This is a genomic window from Micromonospora sp. KC721 (assembly GCF_004348355.1).
Lineage (GTDB): Bacteria > Actinomycetota > Actinomycetes > Mycobacteriales > Micromonosporaceae > Micromonospora.
Window position 1 is genome coordinate 1 of the sequence record NZ_SMJY01000058.1, and the last position, 22,800, is coordinate 22,800.

General features: G+C 72.7%; 21 protein-coding genes. 17 read left to right on the forward strand and 4 right to left on the reverse strand.

The features are described from left to right. Positions 1-161: 161 nt before the first annotated feature. The 7 genes from E1182_RS12830 to E1182_RS12860 all read left to right on the forward strand — a co-directional run bounded on the left by E1182_RS12830 (position 162) and on the right by E1182_RS12860 (position 8,672). Positions 162-1,790, forward strand: coding sequence for a Wzz/FepE/Etk N-terminal domain-containing protein (locus tag E1182_RS12830; RefSeq protein ID WP_132264460.1), 1,629 nt, complete (start codon positions 162-164; stop codon positions 1,788-1,790). Further along, on the forward strand, positions 1,783-2,724 hold the full coding sequence (locus E1182_RS12835) for a glycosyltransferase family A protein (RefSeq protein ID WP_132264462.1): 942 nt from the start codon (positions 1,783-1,785) through the stop codon (positions 2,722-2,724). Before E1182_RS12830 ends, E1182_RS12835 begins: the two co-directional genes overlap by 8 nt. Beyond that, on the forward strand, positions 2,717-4,354 hold the full coding sequence (locus E1182_RS12840; RefSeq protein WP_243706196.1) for an O-antigen ligase: 1,638 nt from the start codon (positions 2,717-2,719) through the stop codon (positions 4,352-4,354). Before E1182_RS12835 ends, E1182_RS12840 begins: the two co-directional genes overlap by 8 nt. Continuing rightward, positions 4,351-5,892 carry a lipopolysaccharide biosynthesis protein gene (locus tag E1182_RS12845; protein ID WP_132264464.1) on the forward strand — a complete coding sequence of 514 codons (1,542 nt, stop codon included), beginning with the start codon at positions 4,351-4,353 and terminating at the stop codon, positions 5,890-5,892. Before E1182_RS12840 ends, E1182_RS12845 begins: the two co-directional genes overlap by 4 nt. Before the next feature lie 13 nt (positions 5,893-5,905). Further along, positions 5,906-6,793: a sulfotransferase domain-containing protein gene (locus E1182_RS12850; RefSeq protein WP_132264467.1), complete on the forward strand. Its 888-nt coding sequence runs from the start codon at positions 5,906-5,908 to the stop codon at positions 6,791-6,793. Between the two features lie 165 nt (positions 6,794-6,958). Then, entirely contained in the window at positions 6,959-8,137 is a 1,179-nt protein-coding gene (gene aroC, locus E1182_RS12855; protein WP_132264470.1) for a chorismate synthase, read from the forward strand. 25 nt (positions 8,138-8,162) lie between these two features. After that, complete coding sequence (locus E1182_RS12860) at positions 8,163-8,672, forward strand: shikimate kinase (protein WP_132264472.1); 510 nt, start codon at positions 8,163-8,165, stop codon at positions 8,670-8,672. 44 nt (positions 8,673-8,716) lie between these two features. Here the strand turns inward: E1182_RS12860 and E1182_RS12865 are convergent, their stop codons facing one another. From E1182_RS12865 to E1182_RS12875, 3 genes are read right to left on the reverse strand one after another with little or no spacing between them, the layout of a single operon-like run. Beyond that, the gene (locus E1182_RS12865; RefSeq protein ID WP_207921382.1) at positions 8,717-8,992 is read right to left on the reverse strand and encodes an alpha/beta fold hydrolase; all 276 of its coding nucleotides are present in this window, start codon (positions 8,990-8,992) and stop codon (positions 8,717-8,719) included. Beyond that, positions 8,989-9,765 (reverse strand): cytochrome c oxidase assembly protein, encoded by a 777-nt coding sequence (locus E1182_RS12870; protein WP_132264475.1) that lies wholly within the window; start codon positions 9,763-9,765, stop codon positions 8,989-8,991. Before E1182_RS12870 ends, E1182_RS12865 begins: the two co-directional genes overlap by 4 nt. Continuing rightward, positions 9,762-10,286 (reverse strand): DUF2243 domain-containing protein, encoded by a 525-nt coding sequence (locus tag E1182_RS12875; RefSeq protein WP_132264477.1) that lies wholly within the window; start codon positions 10,284-10,286, stop codon positions 9,762-9,764. Before E1182_RS12875 ends, E1182_RS12870 begins: the two co-directional genes overlap by 4 nt. Before the next feature lie 162 nt (positions 10,287-10,448). Between E1182_RS12875 and aroB the strand changes: the two genes are divergently transcribed. The 4 genes from aroB (at position 10,449) to nusB (ending at position 13,350) form a co-directional block, all read left to right on the forward strand. Next, a complete protein-coding gene (aroB, locus tag E1182_RS12880; protein WP_132264480.1) occupies positions 10,449-11,525 on the forward strand; it encodes a 3-dehydroquinate synthase in 1,077 nt (358 codons plus the stop codon). Further along, positions 11,522-11,962, forward strand: coding sequence for a type II 3-dehydroquinate dehydratase (gene aroQ, locus E1182_RS12885; RefSeq protein ID WP_132264482.1), 441 nt, complete (start codon positions 11,522-11,524; stop codon positions 11,960-11,962). Before aroB ends, aroQ begins: the two co-directional genes overlap by 4 nt. 396 nt (positions 11,963-12,358) lie before the next feature. Beyond that, entirely contained in the window at positions 12,359-12,916 is a 558-nt protein-coding gene (efp, locus tag E1182_RS12890) for an elongation factor P (RefSeq protein ID WP_132264485.1), read from the forward strand. A gap of 23 nt (positions 12,917-12,939) precedes the next feature. Further along, on the forward strand, positions 12,940-13,350 hold the full coding sequence (nusB, locus tag E1182_RS12895) for a transcription antitermination factor NusB (RefSeq protein WP_207921383.1): 411 nt from the start codon (positions 12,940-12,942) through the stop codon (positions 13,348-13,350). A 96-nt stretch (positions 13,351-13,446) separates the two neighbouring features. Here the strand turns inward: nusB and E1182_RS12900 are convergent, their stop codons facing one another. Then, positions 13,447-13,935, reverse strand: coding sequence for a transcriptional regulator (locus E1182_RS12900; protein WP_013285505.1), 489 nt, complete (start codon positions 13,933-13,935; stop codon positions 13,447-13,449). A 287-nt stretch (positions 13,936-14,222) separates the two neighbouring features. On the opposite strand from E1182_RS12900, the gene pyrR reads away from it, so the two are divergent. The 6 genes from pyrR (at position 14,223) to E1182_RS12930 (ending at position 22,788) form a co-directional block, all read left to right on the forward strand. After that, the gene (pyrR, locus tag E1182_RS12905) at positions 14,223-14,807 is read left to right on the forward strand and encodes a bifunctional pyr operon transcriptional regulator/uracil phosphoribosyltransferase PyrR (protein WP_132264489.1); all 585 of its coding nucleotides are present in this window, start codon (positions 14,223-14,225) and stop codon (positions 14,805-14,807) included. Between the two features lie 175 nt (positions 14,808-14,982). Then, on the forward strand, positions 14,983-15,909 hold the full coding sequence (locus E1182_RS12910; RefSeq protein WP_132264491.1) for an aspartate carbamoyltransferase catalytic subunit: 927 nt from the start codon (positions 14,983-14,985) through the stop codon (positions 15,907-15,909). Next, on the forward strand, positions 15,906-17,183 hold the full coding sequence (locus tag E1182_RS12915) for a dihydroorotase (protein WP_132264493.1): 1,278 nt from the start codon (positions 15,906-15,908) through the stop codon (positions 17,181-17,183). Before E1182_RS12910 ends, E1182_RS12915 begins: the two co-directional genes overlap by 4 nt. Before the next feature lie 58 nt (positions 17,184-17,241). Continuing rightward, entirely contained in the window at positions 17,242-18,384 is a 1,143-nt protein-coding gene (gene carA, locus E1182_RS12920) for a glutamine-hydrolyzing carbamoyl-phosphate synthase small subunit (protein ID WP_132264495.1), read from the forward strand. Next, positions 18,377-21,760 (forward strand): carbamoyl-phosphate synthase large subunit, encoded by a 3,384-nt coding sequence (carB, locus tag E1182_RS12925; protein ID WP_132264497.1) that lies wholly within the window; start codon positions 18,377-18,379, stop codon positions 21,758-21,760. Before carA ends, carB begins: the two co-directional genes overlap by 8 nt. Next, a complete protein-coding gene (locus E1182_RS12930; RefSeq protein ID WP_371687543.1) occupies positions 21,760-22,788 on the forward strand; it encodes a quinone-dependent dihydroorotate dehydrogenase in 1,029 nt (342 codons plus the stop codon). The genes carB and E1182_RS12930 overlap by 1 nt, the downstream gene beginning before the upstream one ends. The last annotated feature ends 12 nt before the right edge of the window (positions 22,789-22,800 follow it).

Consider the following 22,800-nt stretch of genomic DNA (forward strand, 5'->3'; position numbering starts at 1 on the left):
AGACAGCCCCGGGACACCGGCGGGCCGCCCGCGTCACAACGAGCCGGTCGGCTGTCGACCACGGGTGGCCGGTCGGCGACAATGAGACGATCCTCCGCTCCGCGCGGTCGTCACCTGGCCCGTTCCGGCCGCCTCATACTCATCGTGCAAGGACCTGACTGATGGACGTGACCGACGTCGCTTCCGCCCGGCAACGCCCGGTCGGCCTCGTCGAGCTGGCCCGCACACCGCTGCGCCGGTGGCGGGCCGTGCTCGCCTCCGCGGCGCTGGTGCTGCTGGGCGTGCTCGGCTACCTGTTCGTGTTGCCCGCGACGTACACGGCGACCACGGCCGTGGTGGTCCGGCCGGTGGTCACCGACCCGTTCTCGGTGCAGTCCGTCGCCGCCGACCGGGCGGTCAACATGACGGCCGAGAGCGGCATCGCCACCAGCAACGACGTCATCGACCGGGTCGCCGCCATCACCAACCGGGAATCCGAGGACGTGGCCGACGCCCTGGAGGTCGAGACGCCGGTCGGCGGTCAGGTGATGCGCTTCAGCTACGCCGGTCGCAGCGAGCGGGAGGCGGTCGAGGGCGCGAACGGCGCCGCCCAGGCATACCTGGAGCTGCGCAAGGTCATGTACGAGAACCAACGCGCGGCGGTGCTCAAGTCGTACGACGACACCATCGCCGTGGTCACCGCCCAGCGCGCCACCACCCAGCGGTCGCTGCCGAGCAGCCAGGTGTCGAGCAACCCCTCGCCGCGCACCAGCGCCCTGCTGGACCAGCTGCGAGCCCTCAACGACCAGCTCGCCACCCTCGCCGAGCAGCGGTCCAAGGTGGCCTCCGCCGACCTGAGCCCCGGTTCGGTGACCAGCGCCGCCCGCACCCCGGTCCCGTCCAGCCGGGACGCCGCGCCGCTGATCCTGCTGGCGGGCCTGCTCGGCGGCCTGCTGCTGGGCGGGCTGGTGGCCTTTCTGCTGGAGTCGTGGGACCGTCGGGTGCGAACCCCCGCCGACGCCGCCGCGGTGATCGGCGCTCCGCTGCTCGGCACGGTCCGGCGCAAATCCAACGGCCAGCCCGACGAGGCCGACCTGCGGTACCTCGCGCTCGCCCTGGCCCGCTGGCTGGACGGGCCGCAGCGTACCCCGCTGGTGGTGCTCTCGTCCGCGGCCGACGAGGGGCGGGAGCAGATCACCGCCGGCCTCGCCGCCGTGCTCGCCGCCGCCGGCCACGAGGTGCGCCTCGGCCTCACCCCGGAAGCCGTGGACCGGATCCGTCCGCTGATGCTCGACGCCCAACGCCGCAACCCGCCGGTGGAGCCGCCCCGCACCCCGGTGCCCCGACCCCGGCCGGCACCCGCGACCACGTCGGTGCCCGCGGCTGCGGGCGCGGGCGGCGGCCCGGAGGACACCATGGTGATCCCGGCGGTCCGCAAGCCCCGCCCGTTCCCCAACACCCCGGAGACGAACGGCGTGTACCGCTCCACCACGAGCGAGGAGACCCAGCAGATCCCCCGGTCCGCCCCGGCTCCCGGCGGCGCGACCGAGGGGGTGGAGCTGCGCATCGGTCCCGGCAAGGTGCACGTGGTGAGCCTGGACAGCCCGTCCTCGCCGGGTCTCACCCTGCTCGACGCGCCGCCGGCGCTGCACGACGAGCGCGGCGTGCGGGCCGCCCGGGAGGGCCGGGCGGTGCTGGTCACCGCCCGCGACATCACCCGTACCCAGCAGTTGACCGAGCTGGTGGATCGACTGCGGGCGGTGGGAGTGGAGCCGTTCGGGTTCGTGGTGACGGGAGCGGGACGTGACTGACCGGCCAGCGGCCGGTGCGGCGTCGGCGTTCCCGCCGGTGACCGTGGTGGTGGCCACCCGGGACCGACCCGGGCTGCTGGAGCGCGCCGTCCGGGCGGTGCTCGACCAGGACCATCCCGGCCCGGTGGAGTGCGTGGTGGTCTACGACCACACCGACATCCGTCCGCTCGACCTGCCGGTACCGGCCAACCGCACCCTGCGCTACGTCACCAACCACCATTCCCGGGGCCTGCCCGGCGGCCGGAACACCGGCGTCGAGGTGGCCAGCCACGAGCTGATCGCCTTCTGCGACGACGACGACTTCTGGCTGCCGGCCAAACTGCGCCACCAGGTGCGACTGCTCGCCGAGCGGCCGGACGCCGCCGCGGCCAGCTGCGGCATCCGGCTCGAGGGCCCCGGCATCGCCAAGGAGCGCCGCCTCGCCGCCGCCGAGGTGACCCTGGCCGACTTCGTCGCGGACCGGGTCATGGAGGTGCACTCCAGCACCCTGCTGATCCGCCGTTCCACCTGGGACGCCGTCGGCCCCGTCGACGAGGAGCTGCCCGGCGGCTACGGCGAGGACTACGAGTGGCTGCTGCGGATCGCCGCGCACGGTCCGGTGGTGATCGTGCCGGAGGTGCTGGTGGTGGTGGACTGGCACGGCGGCTCGTTCTTCTTCGGCCGCTGGGCGATGATCGTGGAGGCCACCCGCTATCTGCTCGACAAGCATCCCGAGTTGGCCGCCAGCCGTACCGGGCTGGCCCGGCTGCACGGGCAGATCGCCTTCGCGCTGGCCTCCGGGCGACGCCGCCGGGAGGCGATCCGCGAGCTGGGCCGGGTGCTGCGGCTCAACCCTCGGGAGAAGCGGGTGCTGGTGACCGTGCCCGTGGTGCTCGGGCTGCTCTCCGGGGAGCAGGTGCTGCGGCTGGCCCAGCGGACGGGGCGGGGTGTCTGACCGAGGGCCCGGGACCGCCGCGCCGCCGTCGCCGGGGAGCACCACGCCGGGCACCCGCCGGGTCGCCCCGCCGACGGCAGGCGCGCCGCCGCTGCCCGTCTGGCCGCTGACCGTCATGTTCGCCCTGGTCCCGCTCTGGTGGGCGTTGGGCGCGTTCTATCTGGGCTGGGCGATGCTCGGTGCCGTCCTGCTGGCCCTGCTGGTGGCCCGGGGGCGGGTGGCGCTGCCCGCCGGCGCCGCCTGGTGGCTGGTCTTCCTCGTCCTGGTGCTGCTCAGCGCCACCCGACTGGACCGGGTCACCGCGTACCTCACCTTCGGGCTGCGCTACGGCTTCCTGGTGACCGCCCTGGTGGTCTGCGTCTACGTGTACACCCTGCTCCGGGAGGGTGCACCGTGGGAGCGGGTGCTGCGCCCACTCGGCTGGTACTGGCTGGGTCTCGTCGGGCTGGGCTGGCTGGCCGTGTTCGCCACCGACTTCGCGTTGACCACGCCGGTGGAGATGGCGCTACCGGCCAGCGTCGCCGACGAACGCTACCTCCAGGCGTTGACCCACGTCCGGCTCAACGAGTTCAACCCGTGGTCCCGCACGCCGATCTACCGCACCGCCGCGCCCTACCCCTACACGAACAACTGGGGAACGGCGTACGCGCTGCTGGTGCCGTGTGTGCTGGCGTACCTGACCTCGGTGCGCACCGGCCGGTTCCGGACAGTGCTGTGGGTGTCGCTGCCGCTGTCGGTGGTGCCGGCGTTCCTGACCCTCAACCGGGGCATGTTCGTCGGTCTCGGCGCCGGCCTGCTCTACCTGGCGCTGCGCGCCCTGGTCCGGGGCAACGCCCGGCTGATCGTGTCGATCGCCGGGCTGGTGCTGCTGGTCTGGATCGTCAGCCTGGTGGTGCCCGTCCAGGAGATGATCAACGCCCGGGTGAGCACCACCGACACCAACATCGACCGGCTGGACCTGTACGTGCGCACCTGGCAGGCGGTGCAGCAGTCACCACTGCTCGGCTACGGCGCGCCGAAGAGCGTGGACACGACCCTGGCCGCCGAACCGCTGGGCACCCAGGGCCTGATCTGGCAGATCCTCTACAGCCACGGCATCCCGGCGCTGGTGCTCTTCCTCGGCTGGCTGGTGCTGGTCGCCCGGCGACTGGCCGCGGCGGTCTCGCCGGCCGGGCACTGGCTGAGCACCGTGCCGGTGATCGCGCTGGTGGTGATCCCCGTCTACGCGTACATCGACCCGAACCTGTCGATCATCTTCTTCGCCGTCGGCGCCGGGCTGGCCGCCGTCGCCGGGCCGGTCAACCGGGCTTCGGTCGGCCCGTCCAGCATGGCCCGGCCGGTGCCGCTGACCCCGTGGCGTACCCGCAGCATCGGCCGCGCCGCCGTGCCGGCCGGGCCGAGGCGGGCGACCGGGATCGCCGCCGTCCCGCTGCGCACCGCGGTCCGCGCGGTCCGCCGGGTGACCGGCGCGCCCGAGCAGGCCCCCGCGCCCGATCCGATGCCCGCGCCCGATTCGACCCCCGCCATCCCGTCGCCGTCCCGGCCCGCCGAGGACACCCCCGGTCCGTCCGGGCCGGCACCCGCGTCACAGCCCGGCAGCGGGGCCTCACCCGGGGGAGGGGCGACATGACCGCCGGGGGTACGCCGACCACGGCCGTCCCCACCGCCGGCTCGGCGGGCGGCGACCGCGAGGTACGGCGCAGCACCCGCAACGGCCTGGTCGGGCTCGCCGGGGCCGCCGTCAACGGCCTGCTCGGCTTCCTGCTCACCGTGGTGATCGTCCGAGGGTTCGGGCCGGCCGGCTCGGGGATGCTCTTCACCGCCATCGGTGTGGTCTCGATCCTCGCCGCGATCTGCTGTGCCGGCGCGGACACCGCCCTGGTCTGGGCGCTTCCCCGCCGGCGGGCCGGCGCGGGCGGCGACGCGGCCCGACTGCTTCCGGTGGTGCTGCTGCCCGTCCTGCTGGTCAGTGCCCTGGTCGGCGTGGCCGGGGCGCTGGCCGCCCACCGGCTCGCCCCGGTCCTGCTCGACACCCCCGACGGGCCGGCTCTGCTGCGGCTGGCCTTCCTGGCGCTGCCGGCCATCGCGATCATGACCGTGCTGCTGGCCGCCGTCCGCGCGTTGCGGCCCGTGACGGCGGTGATCGGCATCCAGTACGTCCTGCTGCCGCTGGCCCGGCCCGTGTTGGTGCTGGTGGCGGTGGCGCTCGGCGCAGGCGTCGTCGGCGGGTTCGCCGGTTGGCTGCTGCCGGTGGTCGTCGCCCTGGTCGCCGCCGCCGTGCTGCTGGTCGGTCCGCTCGGCCTGTCGGCGGGCGCGCGACTGCGGCCCACCGGGGAGGACTGGCGCACCCTGTGGGGTTTCGCCGGACCCCGGTCGGTTTCGGCGATCATCGATGCCAGCGGAATGTGGGTCGGCGTGCTGCTCACCTCGGCGTTGGCCGGGGCGGCGCAGTCTGGCGTCTTCGCCGCCGCCGGCCGGTACGCCCTGGCCGGCCTGCTGATCATGCAGGGCCTTCGGGTGGCCGTCGCTCCGCAGTTGTCCCAGCTGCTGGGGCAGGGCCGCGTCGACGACGCGGTGCGGGTCTACCGGCGGGTGACGATCGTGACCATCGTGCTCTCCTGGCCGGCGTACGTGCTGCTGGCCGTCTTCACCCCGGGCTTCCTGAGCCTCTTCGGCGACGGGTTTGCCGCTGGTGCGGTTCCGCTCACAGTGCTGGCTGTGGCGATGATGATCAACTCCGGGGTCGGCATCGTGCAGACCATGCTGCTGATGAGTGGCAGCAGCAGCCGGCACCTGATGGCGACCCTGGTTGGCCTGGCCCTCACCGTCACGCTCGGGGTGCTGCTGGTACCCGCGCACGGCGCACTCGGGGCCGCGTACGCGTGGAGTGCCGGCATCGTCGCGGAGAACCTGCTGGCCGCGTTCGCCGCTCGGGCCGTGATCGGTCGACCGCTGCTGAACCTGGCGGTGGCACGGGTGGCGGTTGTCGCGGGTGGCGGCGCGGTGGTGATCGCGTCGCTGAGCGCGTTGCTGGCCGGGCGGGGCGTCGGCGGCCTCGTCCTGGCCGTGGCGCTGGCGGCCGTGGCCGTCGCCGGGTTGTTGGGTGACATCCGGATCCGCCGGCTGGTCCGGTCCACCGTGCTGACGATCAGGCCGGGGTCGGCGTGACGAGAGGAAGACGATGACGATTCGCGACCGGCTCAAGGCGGCGATGCCGCAGCGGGTCACCACGCAGGTCCGCAGCTCTCTCGTCTGGTACGGCGAGCGGACCAGCGACCGGCGTCCGCTGCCGGATTTCCTGATCACCGGCACCAAACGGGGCGGCACCACGTCGCTCTGGCGGTACCTGTTGGAGCATCCACTCGTGCCGCGCCTCTTCCCGGCCTGGAACACGAAGACCTCGCACTACTTCGAGGAGAACTGGGGCCGAGGGGAGGTTTGGTACCGCTCGCACTTCCCGACCGAGCGCCAGCGGCGGGCACTGGAACAGCGCCACGGTGGGCCGGTCCGGGTGGGCGAGGCGGCGCCGCTCTACATGTTCCATCCGCTGGTGCCGCAGCGGGTCGCTGATCTGCTGCCGGACGTGCGGTTGATCTTCCTGCTCCGGGACCCGGTGGAGCGGGCGTACTCGCACTGGAAGGAGCGCCGTACCGAGGATAAGGAGCCGCTGGGCTTCGCTGAGGCGCTGGCCCGCGAGGAGGAACGGACGGCGGGGGAGCGGGAGAGGCTGATCGCCGACCCGACGTACTTCAGCGAGGCGTACGACTGGTACACCTACCGGGCGCGGGGTCGCTACCTGGAGCACCTGGAGCCGTGGCTGGAGCGGTTTGACCCGGCCCAGATGCTCATCCTGCCCAGCGAGACGCTTTACGCCGAGCCCGCCGCCACCCACGCCCGGGTGCTCGACTTCCTCGGCCTGCCGCCGCAGAGGCTGGCGACGTACGAGGCGCACAACCACCGGCGCAGCAGTGCGATGGACCCCGAGATCCGGGCGGAGCTGAGCGCATACTTCGCGCCGTACAACGCGGCACTGTCCGAGCGTCTCCGGATGCGCTTCGACTGGTCCTGACGATCACCCGCAGCCTGTTCCAGCTGCTACGAATGCTGGAAAGATCAGGTGGACTGGCCTTGCGGGCGTCCGTGTCAGCGAGTGACGGCGGGCTCGGACGTCCGCTGGTCGGGACACGGCGGCCGGCAGAGCGGGACGTGACCCGGGCGTGACAGACTGACCGTCGTGTTGCGTTGGCTGACTGCAGGTGAATCGCATGGTCCCGCTCTCGTCGCGTTGCTGGAGGGGGTGCCCGCCGGGGTGGCGGTGACCTCCGCCGACATCGCCGGCGAGCTGGCCCGTCGCCGGCTCGGCTACGGCCGGGGCGCGCGGATGGCGTTCGAGCAGGACGAGATCGAGATCATCGGTGGCCTGCGGCACGGCGTCACGCTGGGCAGCCCGGTGGCGATCCGGGTCGGCAACTCGGAGTGGCCGAAGTGGCAGACCGTGATGGCCGCCGACCCGGTCGACCCCGAGGAGTTGGCCCGGCAGGCCCGCAACGCGCCGCTGACCCGGCCCCGGCCGGGCCACGCCGACCTGGCCGGCATGCAGAAGTACGGCCACACCGACGCCCGGCCGATCCTGGAGCGGGCCAGCGCGCGGGAGACCGCCGCCCGGGTGGCCGTCGGCACGGTGGCGAAGGCGCTGGTGCGGCAGGCTCTCGGCATCGAGATCGTGTCGCACGTGGTGGAGCTGGGCTCGGTCGCCGCCAAGCCGGGCCTGCGGCCTCGGCCGGAGGACGCCGCCCGGATCGACGCCGACCCGCTGCGCTGCCTCGACCCGGAGGCCAGCGCCCGGATGGTCGCCGAGGTCGACGCCGCGAAGAAGGACGCCGACACCCTCGGCGGCGTGGTCGAGGTGCTCGCGTACGGCGTCCCGCCGGGCCTGGGCAGCCACGTGCAGTGGGACCGCAAGCTCGACGCCCGGCTGGCCACCGCGCTGATGTCCATCCAGGCGATCAAGGGCGTGGAGATCGGTGACGGCTGGCAGCAGGCCCGCTCCCGGGGTTCCGCAGCGCACGACGAGATCATCCCGAGCGCGACCGGGGTCCGCCGGGTCACCGACCGGGCCGGCGGCCTGGAGGGCGGCATCACCACCGGCGAGCCGCTGCGGGTGAAGGCGGCGATGAAGCCGATCTCCTCGCTGAACCGGGCCCTGGCCACGGTGGACGTGACCACCGGCGAGCCGGCCACCGCGATCAACCAGCGTTCCGACGTCTGCGCGGTGCCCGCCGCGGCGGTGGTCGCCGAGGCGATGGTGGCGCTGGTGCTCGCCGAGGCAGCCATCGAGAAGTTCGGTGGTGACTCGGTGGCGGAGATCCGCCGCAACCTGGCCGGCTACCTCGACGCCCTGGTGATCCGGTGAGCACCGGACGGCGGAGCGTGGCCCGGTGAGTGCGAAGCCGGTCTGTGTGTTGGTCGGGGCTCCCGGATCCGGCAAGACCACCGTCGGCGAGGAGTTGGCGGCCCGGCTCACGGTGACCTTCCGGGACACCGACGCCGACATCGAGGCGATGGCCGGCAAGCCGATCCCGGAGATCTTCATCGACGAGGGGGAGGCGCACTTCCGTACCCTCGAACGGGCGGCGGTGGCGGCGGCGCTGGCCTCGCACGACGGGGTGCTCGCCCTGGGCGGCGGCGCGATCCTCGCCGAGGAGAACCGCGCCGCGCTGGTCGGGCACACGGTCGTGCACCTGTCGGTGGAGTTGTCCGACGCGGTGCGGCGGGTCGGGCTCGGCGCCGGTCGGCCACTGCTCGCGGTGAACCCCCGGGCCACCCTCAAGCACCTGATGGACCAGCGCCGCCCGCTCTACGCGCAGGTGGCGACCGCGACCGTGGTCACCGACGGGCGTACCCCGGAGGAGATCGCCGCCGAGATCGCCGGCCTGCTCAAGCCCTGACCGGGGCCTGGGCCGGTTCGGGAGACGGAGCCGAGCCCTGCCGGTCAGCCGGCGGCGATGGTGTCCAGCACGTCGGCGAGCGCCTTGGGCTCGCTCAGCATCGGCCAGTGACCGGTGGGCAGCCCGTGCAGCTCGGCGCCGGCGAGCCCGGCGAAGAACGGATGCCCCTCGGCGATCATCGTCCGGGCCACCTCCACCGGGAAGGTGCACGCCACCAGCGCGGTCGGCACCTGTCGCCCGCCCGTGCGTCGCACCGCGTCGACGGCGGCGCGCAGCGGCTGCGGGGTGGACCGGCGGCGCAGCACGCCGTACGCGCTCACGCCGGCCGGCTGGTGAGCTGGGCGGACCGCACCCCGGGGTGAACCCGTGCGGGCCGCCAGGTCACCAACACCGCCAGCGCGAGCAGGAGTTCGGCGAGGTCGCCGACGTAGTACATCAGGGTCGCCGCCGTGCGGGTCTGCGCCACGGGGGCCGCGGTGTCGACCAGCCCGGCGTACATCAGCTGGGCCAGCGCGGCGTGCGCGGCCACCGAGACGCCCAGCACGACCAGTCGGACCGGCACCGCCGGCCGGTGCGGGCCCGGGTCGGGACCGGCGATCGCCCAGGTGAACAGGTATCCGCTGGCCAGGAAGTGGGCCAGCACCAGCGTGTGCAGCGGCGGGTGGTCCAGGCTGGCCCGGTACAGCGGGGTCAGGTGCAGCGCGTACAGCCCGCCGGCGGTGAGCAGTAGCCCGGTCACCGGGTGGGCCACCACCCGTGCGACCGGATGGCGCAGCGCCCGGACGAGCGCCCGGCCGCGTCGCCGGTCCAGCACCCGCAGGGCGAGGGTCCCGGGTGCGCCGAGCACCAGCCCGAGCGGTGCCAGCATGCCGACCAGCAGGTGCCGCCACATGTGCCCGACCAGATCGTGGCCGGGCACCAGCACCGCCACCGCGAGCAGCGCGGTGCCCGTGCCGAAACTCGCCGTCCGCCAGTGGCTCCAGCCGCCGCGTCCGGCGTCGCGTTCGCGCAGCGCGGCGGCCAGGTACACCCAGAAAACCACCAGCGGTACGAGCAGCAGCGGCCCGACGGTGGCCCCGTGGTGCCCGTTCATCGCCGGTCGGGTACGCAGAGGTCGACGGTGCTGGCCCGCCGCTGCACCGCCCAGCCCACCGCCACCAGGGCGACGCCGAGCAGCAGGAAGCCGAGGTCCCAGGCGGTCTGGTGCGGTCCGCCGCGGACGTGGTGGATGCCGAGCAGGTGGTGGTTGACGATCCCCTCGACGAGGTTGAACAGACCCCATCCGACCAGGGCCCAGCCCCACAGCGCGGGGGAGCGCCAGAGCCGTCCCCGGGACCGGGTCACCCGGGCGTAGAGCAGGGCCAGCCCGGTGAGCACCGCGACCCAGGTCACCACGTGGAACAGCCCGTCCCAGAGCGTGTTCATCTGCAGACCGGGCACGGTGTCCACCGGGTACGCCGGCACTCCGATGGTGTCGTCGCCGGTGCTGCTGAGCATGTGGTGCCACTGGAGCACCTGGTGCAGGACGATGCCGTCGACGAACCCGCCGAGGCCGACGCCGAGGATGATCGCGGGCAGCCGGATGTCGGTGGCGTTGATCCTGGTGCTGGTCATGGGGGTCCTCCCCGTCGTGTGGTCCGGTCCCGTTCCGCCCTGCCCCGGTGCTCACCGGTGAAACGTCCCCGCCGTCACCGCCGTCACGATCGCCGTCATCGCGGGCGCCACCAGATGGACGGCTGCCCGGCCGGCGCCGGGTTCTGCACTAGGCTCGCGGCGATGGACGAGGTGACCCGGATTCCGGTCGGCGGCGAGCGGCCGTACGACGTACTGGTCGGACGTGACCTGCTGGGCGAGCTGCCCGGTCTGCTGCCCGGCGCGAGCCGGGTGGCGGTGCTGCACGCGCCGCCGCTGAAGGAACTGGCCGACGGGCTGGCCGAGCGGCTCGGCGCGGCCGGCGTGAGCCCGCTGCTGGTCGAGGTGCCCGACGCCGAGGCGGGCAAGCGGATCGAGGTGGCCGCCGACTGCTGGGAGCGGCTGGGCGCGGCCGGCTTCACCCGTACCGACGCGGTGGTCGGTGTGGGCGGCGGCGCGGTGACCGACCTGGCCGGCTTCGTCGCGGCCTGCTGGCTGCGCGGGGTGCGCTGGGTGCCGGTGGCGACCTCTCTTCTGGGCATGGTCGACGCCGCCGTGGGCGGCAAGACCGGGGTGAACACGGCCGCCGGCAAGAACCTGGTCGGTGCCTTCCATCCGCCGGCCGGGGTGCTGGCCGACCTGGCCACCCTGGACAGCCTCCCCGCGGCCGACCTGGCCGCCGGGTTGGCCGAGGTGGTCAAGTGTGGCTTCATCGCCGATCCGGTGATCCTCGACCTGGTCGAGGGCGACCCGTCGGCCGCCACCGACCCGGCCGGGCCGGTGGTCCGCGAGCTGATCGAGCGGGCGATCCGGGTCAAGGCCGACGTGGTCTCCGGTGACCTGCGCGAGTCGGGGGTGCGCGAGGTGCTCAACTACGGGCACACCCTGGCGCACGCGATCGAGAAGGTGGAGGACTACCGCTGGCGGCACGGGCACGCCGTGTCGGTGGGCACCGTCTACGCCGGCACCCTCGCGCGGCTGGCCGGGCGGTTGGACGCGGCCACCGCCGAGCGGCACCGCACCGTCCTGGCCGCGCTGGGCCTGCCCACCGGCTATGCGGCGGACGCCTGGCCGGCGCTGCTGGCCGCGATGCGGGTCGACAAGAAGACCCGTGGCTCCACCCTGCGGTTCGTGGTGCTCGACGGCTTGGCCCGGCCGGCGATCCTGGAGGGGCCGGACGACGAACTGCTGCACGCCGCGTACCGGGAGATCTCCGCATGAGGGTGTACGTGCTCAACGGCCCCAACCTGGGCAGGTTGGGTACCCGACAGGTGGACGTGTACGGCGTGACCAGCTACGCCGATCTGGTGGATCTCTGCGTGGAAACCGGCCGGGAGCTGGGGCTGGATGTCACGGTCCGGCAGACCGACGCCGAGCACGAGCTGGTCGGCTGGCTGCACGAGGCCGCCGACGAGGGTGCGGCGGTGGTGCTCAACCCGGCGGCCTGGTCGCACTACTCGATCGCGGTGCGGGACGCCTGCGCCATGCTGCGCGGCCCCCTGGTGGAGGTGCACATCTCCAACATCCATGCCCGGGAGGAGTTCCGGCACCACTCGGTGGTCTCCGCGGTGGCGACCGGGGTGATCTGTGGTCTCGGGGTGGACGGCTACCGGCTCGCCCTGCGCCACCTGGCCGACCGCTCCGTCCCGCAGTCCTGACCCGCCGGCGGCCCACCGCGTCGACCGGTGACGAACGTTACCGCCAGTGTTCTTACTCACCGTGACGCGGCTGGTGACCCGGCCGCTCCTGGGGTCCGCGCCTTGCTCTGCTGCCACCTCCGCAACACCGGTGTGAACTGCTGAAACGCTGCAAGCCGCGCGAGCGGTCGGGGTGCCGCTCGAAACGCAGCGTGACCGTCGCGTGGGTGGCAGCGAGGCAAAGGGTCCGGCCCCATGGCTGGCGGTCGCGGCGGGAGATGGCCGAGGACGATGGGGTGGGGGTGTGCTCGTCCCAGCGACCCGGACGTCCGCGGAGCGGGTGACGGCACCGTCGCCGGTGTGGCGCAGCTAGTAGACTTTCCAGGTCTGTCCGCCAATTGATGATCAAGGCAGGAAATGGCCACCACCAACGACCTGAAGAACGGCCTGGTACTCAACCTCGACGGGGAGCTCTGGTCCGTCGTGGAGTTCCAGCACGTCAAGCCCGGTAAGGGTGGCGCCTTCGTGCGTACCACCCTGAAGAACGTGCTGTCCGGCAAGGTGGTCGACAAGACCTTCAACGCGGGCACCAAGGTCGAGACCGCGACCGTCGACAAGCGCACCATGCAGTACCTCTACGCCGACGGCGAGGACTACGTCTTCATGGACCTGGAGACGTTCGACCAGATCACCGTCCCCGACAGCACGGTCGGCGAGGCCGCGAACTACCTGCTTCCCGAGGCGGAGGCGACCGTGGCCACCCACGAGGGCGTGCCGCTCTACGTCGAACTGCCCACCTCCGTCGTGCTGGAGGTCACCTACACCGAGCCGGGCCTGCAGGGTGACCGGTCGACCGGCGGCAACAAGCCGGCCACCGTCGAGACCGGTGCCAACGTCCAGGTGCCGCTCTTCATCACCACCGGCGAGAAGATCAAGGTCGACACCCGCGACGGCCGCTACCTCGGCCGAGCCTGATGGCCGAGGGTCCGAAACAGCAGATGCCGGCGCGCCGCAAGGCGCGTAAGCGGGCGTTGGACGTGCTCTTCGAGGCCGACCTGCGGAATCGTCCCCCCGTCGAGGTGCTCGCCGGGTACGTCGAGCGGATCGAGAAGCCCCGGCCGGAGCACCTGGACTACGCGGTCGGCCTAATCGAGGGGGTGGCCGCGCACCTCGACCGGATCGACGAGATTATCGCCAGCTACGCCGAGGGCTGGACGCTGGACCGGATGCCGGCGGTCGACCGCAACCTGGCCCGGATCGCGGTCTACGAGCTGCTCTACGTCGACGAGATCGACGACGCGGTGGCCATCAGCGAGGCGGTCGAGCTGGCCCGGCAGATGTCGACCGACGACTCGCCGCGCTTCCTCAACGGCGTGCTGGGCCGGATCGCCGAGTACGCGACCCGCTGACCGAGGATCTGCGCCGACCGGCGTACCGGCTGCTCGCGGTGGCGACGACGGGAAGGGCCCGTGCCGGACGGCACGGGCCCTTCCCGGTACGACAGCTCAGGACGCGAAGAACGCCCGCGGGTCGGCGACCAGCACACCGTGCTCGGTGAGCCGCTCGATCAGGCCCGACGGCGAGGCGTCGTAGACGATGGCGAGGGCCCGCAGGTCGTCGGCGCGGATGGAGAGCACCCGGCCGTTGTAGTCGCCGCGCTGCTGCTGGATGGCGCGGGCGTACCGGGCGACGTAGGCCAGGTCCTCGGATGCCTCGTCGTAGAGCCGCTCCAGGTCCAGGACGATCTTACTGGTGGGTTCGTGGCGCACCCCGCTGCCGTCGGGCAGCAACTCCGAGACGGGAACGCGGTAGAAGTCAGCCAGCTCGGCCAGGCGGGAGACGGTGACGGCGCGGTCGCCGCGCTCGTATGAGCCGACCACCACGGCCTTCCACCGCCCGTTCGACTTCTCCTCCACCCCCTGCAGGGACAGGCCCTGCTGTTGACGGATGGAGCGCAGGCGGGCGCCCAGCGACTTGGCGTATTCAGAGGGCATTCGGACACTCCCAGTGCTGCTACGGGGGTTCTCCCAGCTATCGCTACGGAGCGTGACGGTACGGGGATTGCGACACGTGGTCAAGTGGTGGTGTCCTTCCCGTTGGCGGGCGCGGGGAAAGTTATCCGCATTTGGTCGTCCTGATCCGGGGATCAGTGGGTGCCCGGCGGCCCCCTGCGTGACCGCTGGTAACGTGGCGTGAGACCTCGGCCCAGCTCACCGAGCCGGGCGGAGGCGCCAGACGTCCTTTAACGACCCGTCCCGTGAGGCGGGGAAGGAGGTCCGCCGTGGCCTGCCCACCGGCTGCCCAACCGTCACCACTTCCACAACCCTCGGTGAAGGTGATCCTCACCAGCGCCGAGGTGCAACGCGTCGTCGACCGGATCGCCCACCAGATCCTGGAGAAGACCCAGGGCGCCGCCGACACCGTCCTGCTCGGCATCCCCACCCGGGGCACCCCGCTCGCCCGGCGGCTCGCCGCCCGGATCAGCACCTTCGAGGACATCGACGTTCCGGTCGGCGTGCTCGACATCACCCTCTACCGCGACGACCTGCGCCGGCACGCCACGCGCGCGGTCGGCCCCACCCAGCTGCCGCCGGGCGGCATCGACGGCAAGCGGGTCGTCCTCGTCGACGACGTGCTCTTCTCCGGCCGTACCGTCCGGGCCGCGCTCGACGCGCTGGGCGATGTCGGCCGCCCCGCCTCCGTGCAACTCGCCGTCCTGGTCGACCGGGGCCACCGCCAGCTGCCGATCCGCGCCGACTACGTCGGCAAGAACATCCCGACCTCACTCGTCGAGAGCGTGAAGGTCACCCTCGTCGAGACCGACGGCGTCGACGAGGTCAAGCTCTACGGGGGTGCCAACCGGTGAGCGCGAGGAGTGCAGCGGAGCGGAGCCCCGCAGTCGCGAACGAAAGGCTGGCTCCGGTGAGCGCGAGGAGTGCAGCGGAGCGGAGCCCCGCAGTCGCGAACGAAAGGCTGGCTCCGGTGAGCGCGAGGAGTGCAGCGGAGCGGAGCCCCGCAGTCGCGAACGAAAGGCTGGTCCTGTGATTCGGCACCTGCTCTCCGGGGCCGACCCGGACCTGGCCACCGCCACCCAGATCCTCGACACCGCCGCCGAGATGGCCACCGTCGCCGGCCGCGAGGTCAAGAAGCTGCCCGCCCTGCGCGGCCGGACCGTGGTGAACCTCTTCTACGAGGACTCCACTCGCACCCGGATCTCCTTCGAGGCGGCGGCCAAGCGGCTCAGCGCCGACGTCATCAACTTCTCCGCCAAGGGCTCCAGCGTGGCCAAGGGGGAGAGCCTGAAGGACACCGCACTCACCCTGCAGGCGATGGGCGCCGACGCGGTGGTCGTCCGGCATCCCGCCTCCGGTGCCCCGCACCGGCTGGCGCACTGGGTGGACGGGTCGGTGGTCAACGCCGGCGACGGCACCCACGAGCATCCGACCCAGGCGCTGCTCGACGCGTACACGATGCGGTCTCGGCTGGGTCGCCTCGCCGGCCTGCACGTCGCGATCGTCGGGGACGTGCTGCACTCCCGGGTGGCCCGCTCCAACGTGCTGCTGCTGTCCACCCTCGGCGCCAAGGTCACCCTGGTCGGCCCGCCGACCCTCATCCCGGTCGACATCGCCGCCGCGCTCGCCCCCGGCACCCTGGTCTCGTACGACCTCGACGCGGTGCTGCCGAACGTGGACGTGGTGATGATGCTGCGGGTGCAGCGGGAACGGATGAACGACTCGTACTTCCCCTCCGCCCGGGAGTACGCCCGCCGCTACGGGCTGGACGGCCCGCGGATGCGCCGGCTGCCGGACCACGCGATCGTCATGCATCCCGGCCCGATGAACCGGGGCATGGAGATCACGCCCGAGGTCGCCGACTCGCCCCGTTCCACCATCGTCGAACAGGTCGCCAACGGGGTCTCCGTGCGGATGGCCGTCCTCTACCTGCTGCTCGGAGGGAACAACCTGTGACCCCGTACCTGATCAAGGGCGTGAGCGTCGTCGGCGCCGCGCCGACCGACCTGCTGATCCGCGACGGCGTCGTCGCGGACGCCGGCGCCGGCCTCACCGCGCCGGACGCCATCGTGATCGACGCGACGGGGCTGGTCGCCCTGCCCGGCCTGGTCGACCTGCACACCCACCTGCGCGAGCCGGGCCGGGAGGACGCCGAGACCGTCGAGTCCGGTTCCCGGGCGGCGGCGCTCGGCGGTTACACCGCCGTCTGCGCGATGGCGAACACCTCCCCGGTCGCCGACACCGCCGGGGTGGTCGAGCAGGTCTGGCGGCTCGGCCGCGAGGCCGGACTGGTGGACGTGCAGCCGATCGGGGCGGTCACCGTCGGCCTGGCCGGCGAGCGGCTGGCCGAGCTGGGCGCGATGGCCGACTCCGCCGCGCAGGTGCGGATCTTCTCCGACGACGGGCACTGCGTGGCCGACCCGAAGCTGATGCGCCGGGCGCTGGAGTACGTCAAGGCCTTCGACGGCATCATCGCCCAGCACGCCGAGGAGCCCCGGCTCACCGAGGGCGCGCAGATGCACGAGGGCGAGGTCTCCACCCGGCTCGGCCTGATCGGCTGGCCGGCGGTCGCCGAGGAGGCGATCATCGCCCGGGACGTGCTGCTCGCCGAGCACGTCGGCAGCCGGCTGCACGTCTGCCACGTGTCCACCGCCGGCAGCGTCGAGGTGCTGCGCCAGGCCAAGGCGCGCGGGGTCCGGGTCACCGCCGAGGTCACCCCGCACCACCTGCTGCTCACCGACGTCAAGGCCGAGACCTACGACCCGGTGTACAAGGTCAACCCGCCGCTGCGTACCGCCAGCGACATCGCCGCCCTGCGCGCCGCGCTGGTCGAGGGTGTCATCGACGTGGTCGCCACCGACCACGCCCCGCACGCGGTGGAGGACAAGGAGTGCGAGTGGGCGTACGCCCGGCCGGGCATGCTCGGCCTGGAGACCGCGCTGTCCATCGCCCTCGACGTGCTCGGCCCCGAGTGGGATCTGATCGCCGAGCGGATGTCCCGCGTCCCGGCCCGGATCGCCGGGCTCGACGGGCACGGCGTCGACCCGGCGCCCGGCGTACCGGCCAACCTCACCCTGGTCGACCCGGCCGCCCGTCGGGTCGTCGAGCCGGCGGAGCTGGCCAGTCGTAGTCGCAACACCCCGTACGCCCGCATGACGCTGCCCGGTCGCATCGTGGCGACCTTCCTGCGCGGCGAGCCGACGGTCCTGGACGGAAAGGCTGTCAAGTGATCCGAGCGAGGAGCGCAGCGAAGCGGAGCACCGCAGTCCGGCTCGAAGGAAGTGCAGCATGAAGCGTAGAAGCGCCATTCTCGTCCTGGAGGACGGGCGCACGTTCCACGGCGAGGCGTACGGCAGCGTCGGCGAGACCTTCGGCGAGGCGGTCTTCAACACCGGCATGACCGGCTACCAGGAGACCCTGACCGACCCGTCGTACCACCGCCAGGTGGTGGTGCAGACCGCGCCGCACATCGGCAACACCGGCGTCAACACCGAGGACGACGAGTCGTCCCGGATCTGGGTCGCCGGGTACGTGGTGCGTGATCCGGCCCGGATCGGCTCCAACTGGCGGGCCACCGGCGGGCTGGAGGACCGCCTCGCCGCCGAGGGCGTGGTCGGCATCAGCGGCGTGGACACCCGGGCGCTCACCCGGCACCTGCGCGAGCGGGGCGCGATGCGGGTCGGCATCTCCAGCGTCGACGACGACCCGCGCGCCCTGTTGGCCCGGGTCCGCCAGTCGCCGCAGATGGTCGGTGCGGACCTGTCCGCCGAGGTGACCACCGTCGAGCCGTACGTGGTGCCGGCGCAGGGCACGCACCGGTTCACCGTCGCCGCCCTGGACCTGGGTATCAAACGCAACGTGCCGCGCCGGCTCGCCGCGCGCGGGGTCACCACCCACGTGCTGCCGGCCGGCTCCACCCTCGACGACCTGCTCGCCACCGGCGCCGACGCGGTCTTCTTCTCGCCCGGCCCGGGCGACCCGGCCACCGCCGACGGCCCGGTCGCGTTGGCCCGGCAGGTGCTGGGCCGGCGGATCCCGCTGTTCGGCATCTGCTTCGGCAGCCAGATCCTCGGTCGGGCGCTCGGCTTCGGCACCTACAAGCTCGGCTACGGCCACCGGGGCATCAACCAGCCGGTGCTCGACCGGGCCACCGGCAAGGTCGAGGTGACCAGCCACAATCACGGCTTCGCGGTGCAGGTGCCGGGCGCGCAGGCCGGGACCGTGGTGCCCGATCAGGTGATCGAGACCGAGTTCGGCGGCGTCCAGGTCTCGCACGTCTGCCTCAATGACAACGTGGTCGAGGGGCTGCGGGCCAAGGACGTGCCCGCCTTCACCGTCCAGTACCACCCGGAGGCGGCGGCCGGCCCGCACGACGCGGACTACCTCTTCGACCGCTTCGCCGAGCTCATCGAAGGCGGAAAGAATGCCTAAGCGCACCGACCTCAACCACATCCTGGTGATCGGCTCCGGGCCGATCGTCATCGGTCAAGCATGCGAGTTCGACTACTCCGGCACCCAGGCATGCCGGGTGCTGCGCAGCGAGGGGATCCGGGTCAGCCTGGTCAACTCCAACCCGGCCACCATCATGACCGACCCGGAGTTCGCCGACGCGACCTACGTCGAGCCGATCACCCCCGAGTTCGTCGAGCTGGTCATCGCCCGGGAACGCCCCGACGCCCTGTTGCCCACCCTGGGCGGGCAGACCGCGCTGAACACGGCGGTCGCCCTGCACGAGGCGGGTGTGCTCGACAAGTACGGCGTGGAGTTGATCGGCGCGAACATCGAGGCGATCCACCGCGGCGAGGATCGGCAGCTGTTCAAGGACATCGTGGCCAAGGCGGGTGCCCGCATCGGCGTCGAGGATCCCGCCGCGCTGGTGCCCCGCTCCCGGGTCTGCCACTCGATGGCCGAGGTCGAGGCGACCGTGGCCGAGTTGGGGTTGCCGGTGGTCATCCGGCCGTCGTTCACCATGGGCGGCCTCGGTTCCGGCATGGCGCACACCGACGAGGACCTGCAGCGCATCGCCGGCTCCGGCCTGGCGGCCAGCCCGGTGCACGAGGTGCTCATCGAGGAGAGCGTGCTCGGCTGGAAGGAGTACGAACTCGAACTGATGCGCGACCGCCACGACAACGTGGTGGTGGTCTGCTCGATCGAGAACGTCGACCCGATGGGCGTGCACACCGGCGACAGCGTCACCGTGGCCCCGGCCATGACGTTGACCGACCGGGAGTACCAGCGGCTGCGGGATCTCGGTATCGCGGTGCTGCGCGAGGTCGGGGTGGACACCGGCGGCTGCAACATCCAGTTCGCGGTCAACCCGGCCGACGGCCGGATCGTCGTGATCGAGATGAACCCCCGGGTGTCCCGTTCCTCGGCGCTGGCCTCGAAGGCCACCGGCTTCCCGATCGCCAAGATCGCCGCGAAGCTGGCCATCGGCTACACCCTGGACGAGATCCCGAACGACATCACCCGCAAGACCCCGGCGGCGTTCGAGCCGACGCTGGACTACGTGGTGGTGAAGATTCCCCGGTTCGCGTTCGAGAAATTCCCCGGCGCGGACCCGGAACTGACCACCACGATGAAGTCGGTCGGCGAGGCGATGAGCCTCGGTCGCAACTTCACCGAGGCGCTCAACAAGGCGATGCGGTCGATGGAAACCAAGTCATCGGGTTTCTGGACCACTGCGGACCCGGCGGGGGCCACCAGGGCGAACACTCTCGACGCGCTGCGGACGCCGCACGACGGCCGGCTCTACACCGTCGAGCGGGCGCTGCGCCTGGGCGCCTCCGTCGCCGAGGTGGCCGAGGCATCCGGGATGGATCCGTGGTTCCTGGACCAGATCGCCGGGCTGGTCGAGCTGCGTGCGGAGATCGTGGCCGCGCCGGTGCTCGACGCGGACCTGCTGCGCCGGGCCAAGCGGGCCGGTCTGTCCGACCGGCAGCTCGCCGCGCTCCGCCCGGAGTTGGCCGCCGAGGACGGGGTACGCACCCTGCGGCACCGGCTGGGCGTGCGCCCGGTCTACAAGACGGTGGACACCTGCGCCGCCGAGTTCGAGGCGACCACCCCGTACCACTACTCGACCTACGACTCGGAGACCGAGGTGGCGCCCTCGGCGCGGCCGAAGGTGCTCATCCTGGGCTCCGGGCCGAACCGGATCGGCCAGGGCATCGAGTTCGACTACTCGTGCGTGCACGCGGTCCAGGCGCTGCGCGCCGCGCCCACCGGTGGCGTGGTGGCGGCCGGCGCCGCCGGCACCGGCTTCGAGACCGTGATGGTCAACTGCAACCCGGAGACGGTCTCCACCGACTACGACACCGCCGACCGGCTCTACTTCGAGCCGCTCACCTTCGAGGACGTGCTGGAGGTCTGGCACGCCGAGGACTCCTCCGGGAAGGCGGCCGGCGGGCCCGGCGTGGTCGGGGTGATCGTCCAGCTCGGCGGGCAGACCCCGTTGGGCCTGGCGCAGCGGCTCAAGGACGCCGGCGTGCCGGTGGTCGGCACCTCTCCGGAGTCGATCCACCTGGCCGAGGAGCGGGGCGCGTTCGGCGCGGTGCTGGCCCGGGCCGGGCTGCGCGCCCCGGCGCACGGCACGGCCACCTCGTACGACGAGGCGAAGGCGATCGCCGACGAGATCGGGTACCCGGTGCTGGTGCGGCCGTCGTACGTGCTCGGCGGGCGGGGCATGGAGATCGTCTACGACGACGCCACGCTGCGCGACTACATCGGCCGGGCCACCGACATCTCCCCGGACCACCCGGTGCTGGTCGACCGGTTCCTCGACGACGCCATCGAGATCGACGTGGACGCCCTCTGCGACGCCGACGGCGAGGTCTACCTGGGCGGTGTGATGGAGCACATCGAGGAGGCCGGCATCCACTCCGGCGACTCCTCCTGTGTGCTGCCGCCGATCACCCTGGCCGGCTCGCACCTGACGCAGGTGCGCCGCTACACCGAGGCGATCGCCCGTGGGGTCGGGGTACGGGGCCTGCTCAACGTCCAGTACGCCCTCAAGGACGACGTGCTGTACGTGCTGGAGGCCAACCCGCGTGCCTCCCGTACCGTTCCGTTCGTCTCCAAGGCCACGGCGGTGCCGCTGGCCAAGGCGGCGGCCCGGATCGCGCTCGGCGCCACCATCGCCGAACTGCGGGCCGAGGGGATGCTTCCGCCCACCGGGGACGGCGGCGTGATGCCGGTCGACGCCCCGATCGCGGTGAAGGAGGCGGTGCTGCCGTTCAAGCGGTTCCGCACCCCGTCGGGCAAGGGCGTGGACTCACTGCTCGGCCCGGAGATGAAGTCCACCGGTGAGGTGATGGGCATCGACACCGGTTTCGGGCACGCCTTCGCCAAGTCGCAGGCCGCCGCGTACGGCTCGCTGCCCACCGCGGGCCGGGTCTTCGTCTCGGTGGCGAACCGGGACAAGCGCGGGATGATCTTCCCGATCAAGCGCCTGGCGGATCTGGGCTTCGAGATCGTGGCCACCACGGGCACGGCGGAGGTGCTGCGCCGGCATGGCATCGCCTGCGAGCAGATCCGCAAGCACTACGAGTCCGGCGAGGGCGACGACGCGGTGTCGATGATTCTCGGCGGGGACGTGGCGCTGGTGGTGAACACCCCGCAGGGTTCCGGCGCGAGCGCCCGATCCGACGGGTACGAGATCCGCAGCGCGGCGGTGACCACGGACATCCCCTGCATCACCACGGTTCCCGGTGCCGCGGCGGCGGTGATGGGGATCGAGGCGCGGATCCGCGGCGACATGCAGGTCCGCCCGTTGCAGGAGCTGCACGCCGCCCTGCGAGCCGGCGAGTGATGTTCGAGCAGACCCTCCGGCCGCTGCTGTTCCGGATCGGCGGCGGCGACGCCGAGGCAGCGCACGAGTGGACCCTGCGGCGGCTGGCCGGGCTGTCCCGGCGGCCGGCCGCGCTGGCCGCGCTGCGTGCCCGCTACCTGGTGCGGGCACCGCGGACCGTGTTCGGGGTGGAGTTCCCGAACCCGGTCGGGCTGGCCGCCGGGATGGACAAGAACGGTGTGGCGCTGCCGGCCTGGCCGGCCCTCGGTTTCGGCTTCGTCGAGGTCGGCACGGTCACCGCGCACGGCCAGCCGGGCAACCCCCGGCCCCGGCTGTTCCGGCTGCGCGACAGCGCGGCGGTGATCAACCGGATGGGGTTCAACAACGCCGGCGCGCAGGCCCTGGCGGGCCGTCTGGCGGCGCTGCCCCGCCCGCTCGGGGTGCCCCTGGGCATCTCGCTGGGCAAGTCCAAGGTGACCCCGCTGGACGAGGCGGTCGAGGACTACCTCACCTCGTACCGGGCGCTGCGCGCGCACGGCGACTACTTCGCCGTCAACGTCTCCTCGCCGAATACCCCCGGCCTGCGCAGCCTGCAGGACAAGGCGCACCTGGACGCGCTGCTGGCCGCTCTGGTGGGGGAGAAGCCGGTGCTGGTGAAGATCGCCCCGGACCTCACCGAACCGGCCATCGCCGAGTTGCTGGAGGTCTGCCTGGCCCGGGGCGCGGCCGGGGTCATCGCCACCAACACCACCCTGTCCCGCGACGGCCTCGCCCCGGCCGACCGGGACCGCGGCGCCGAGACCGGCGGGCTCTCCGGCCGGCCGCTCACCGGGCGCGCCCGGGAGGTGGTCGCCTTCGTGCACCGCGAGACCGGTGGGCGGCTGCCGGTGATCGGGGTGGGCGGCATTCTCGATCCGGACGACGCGGCCCGGATGTTCGACGCCGGTGCCAGCCTGGTGCAGCTCTACACCGGCTTCATCTACCGGGGTCCGACACTGGTCCGGGCCGCGGCGCGCGCGGCGGCCGCCGCCGGCGCCACGGTCGGGTGAAGCGGCCGGCCC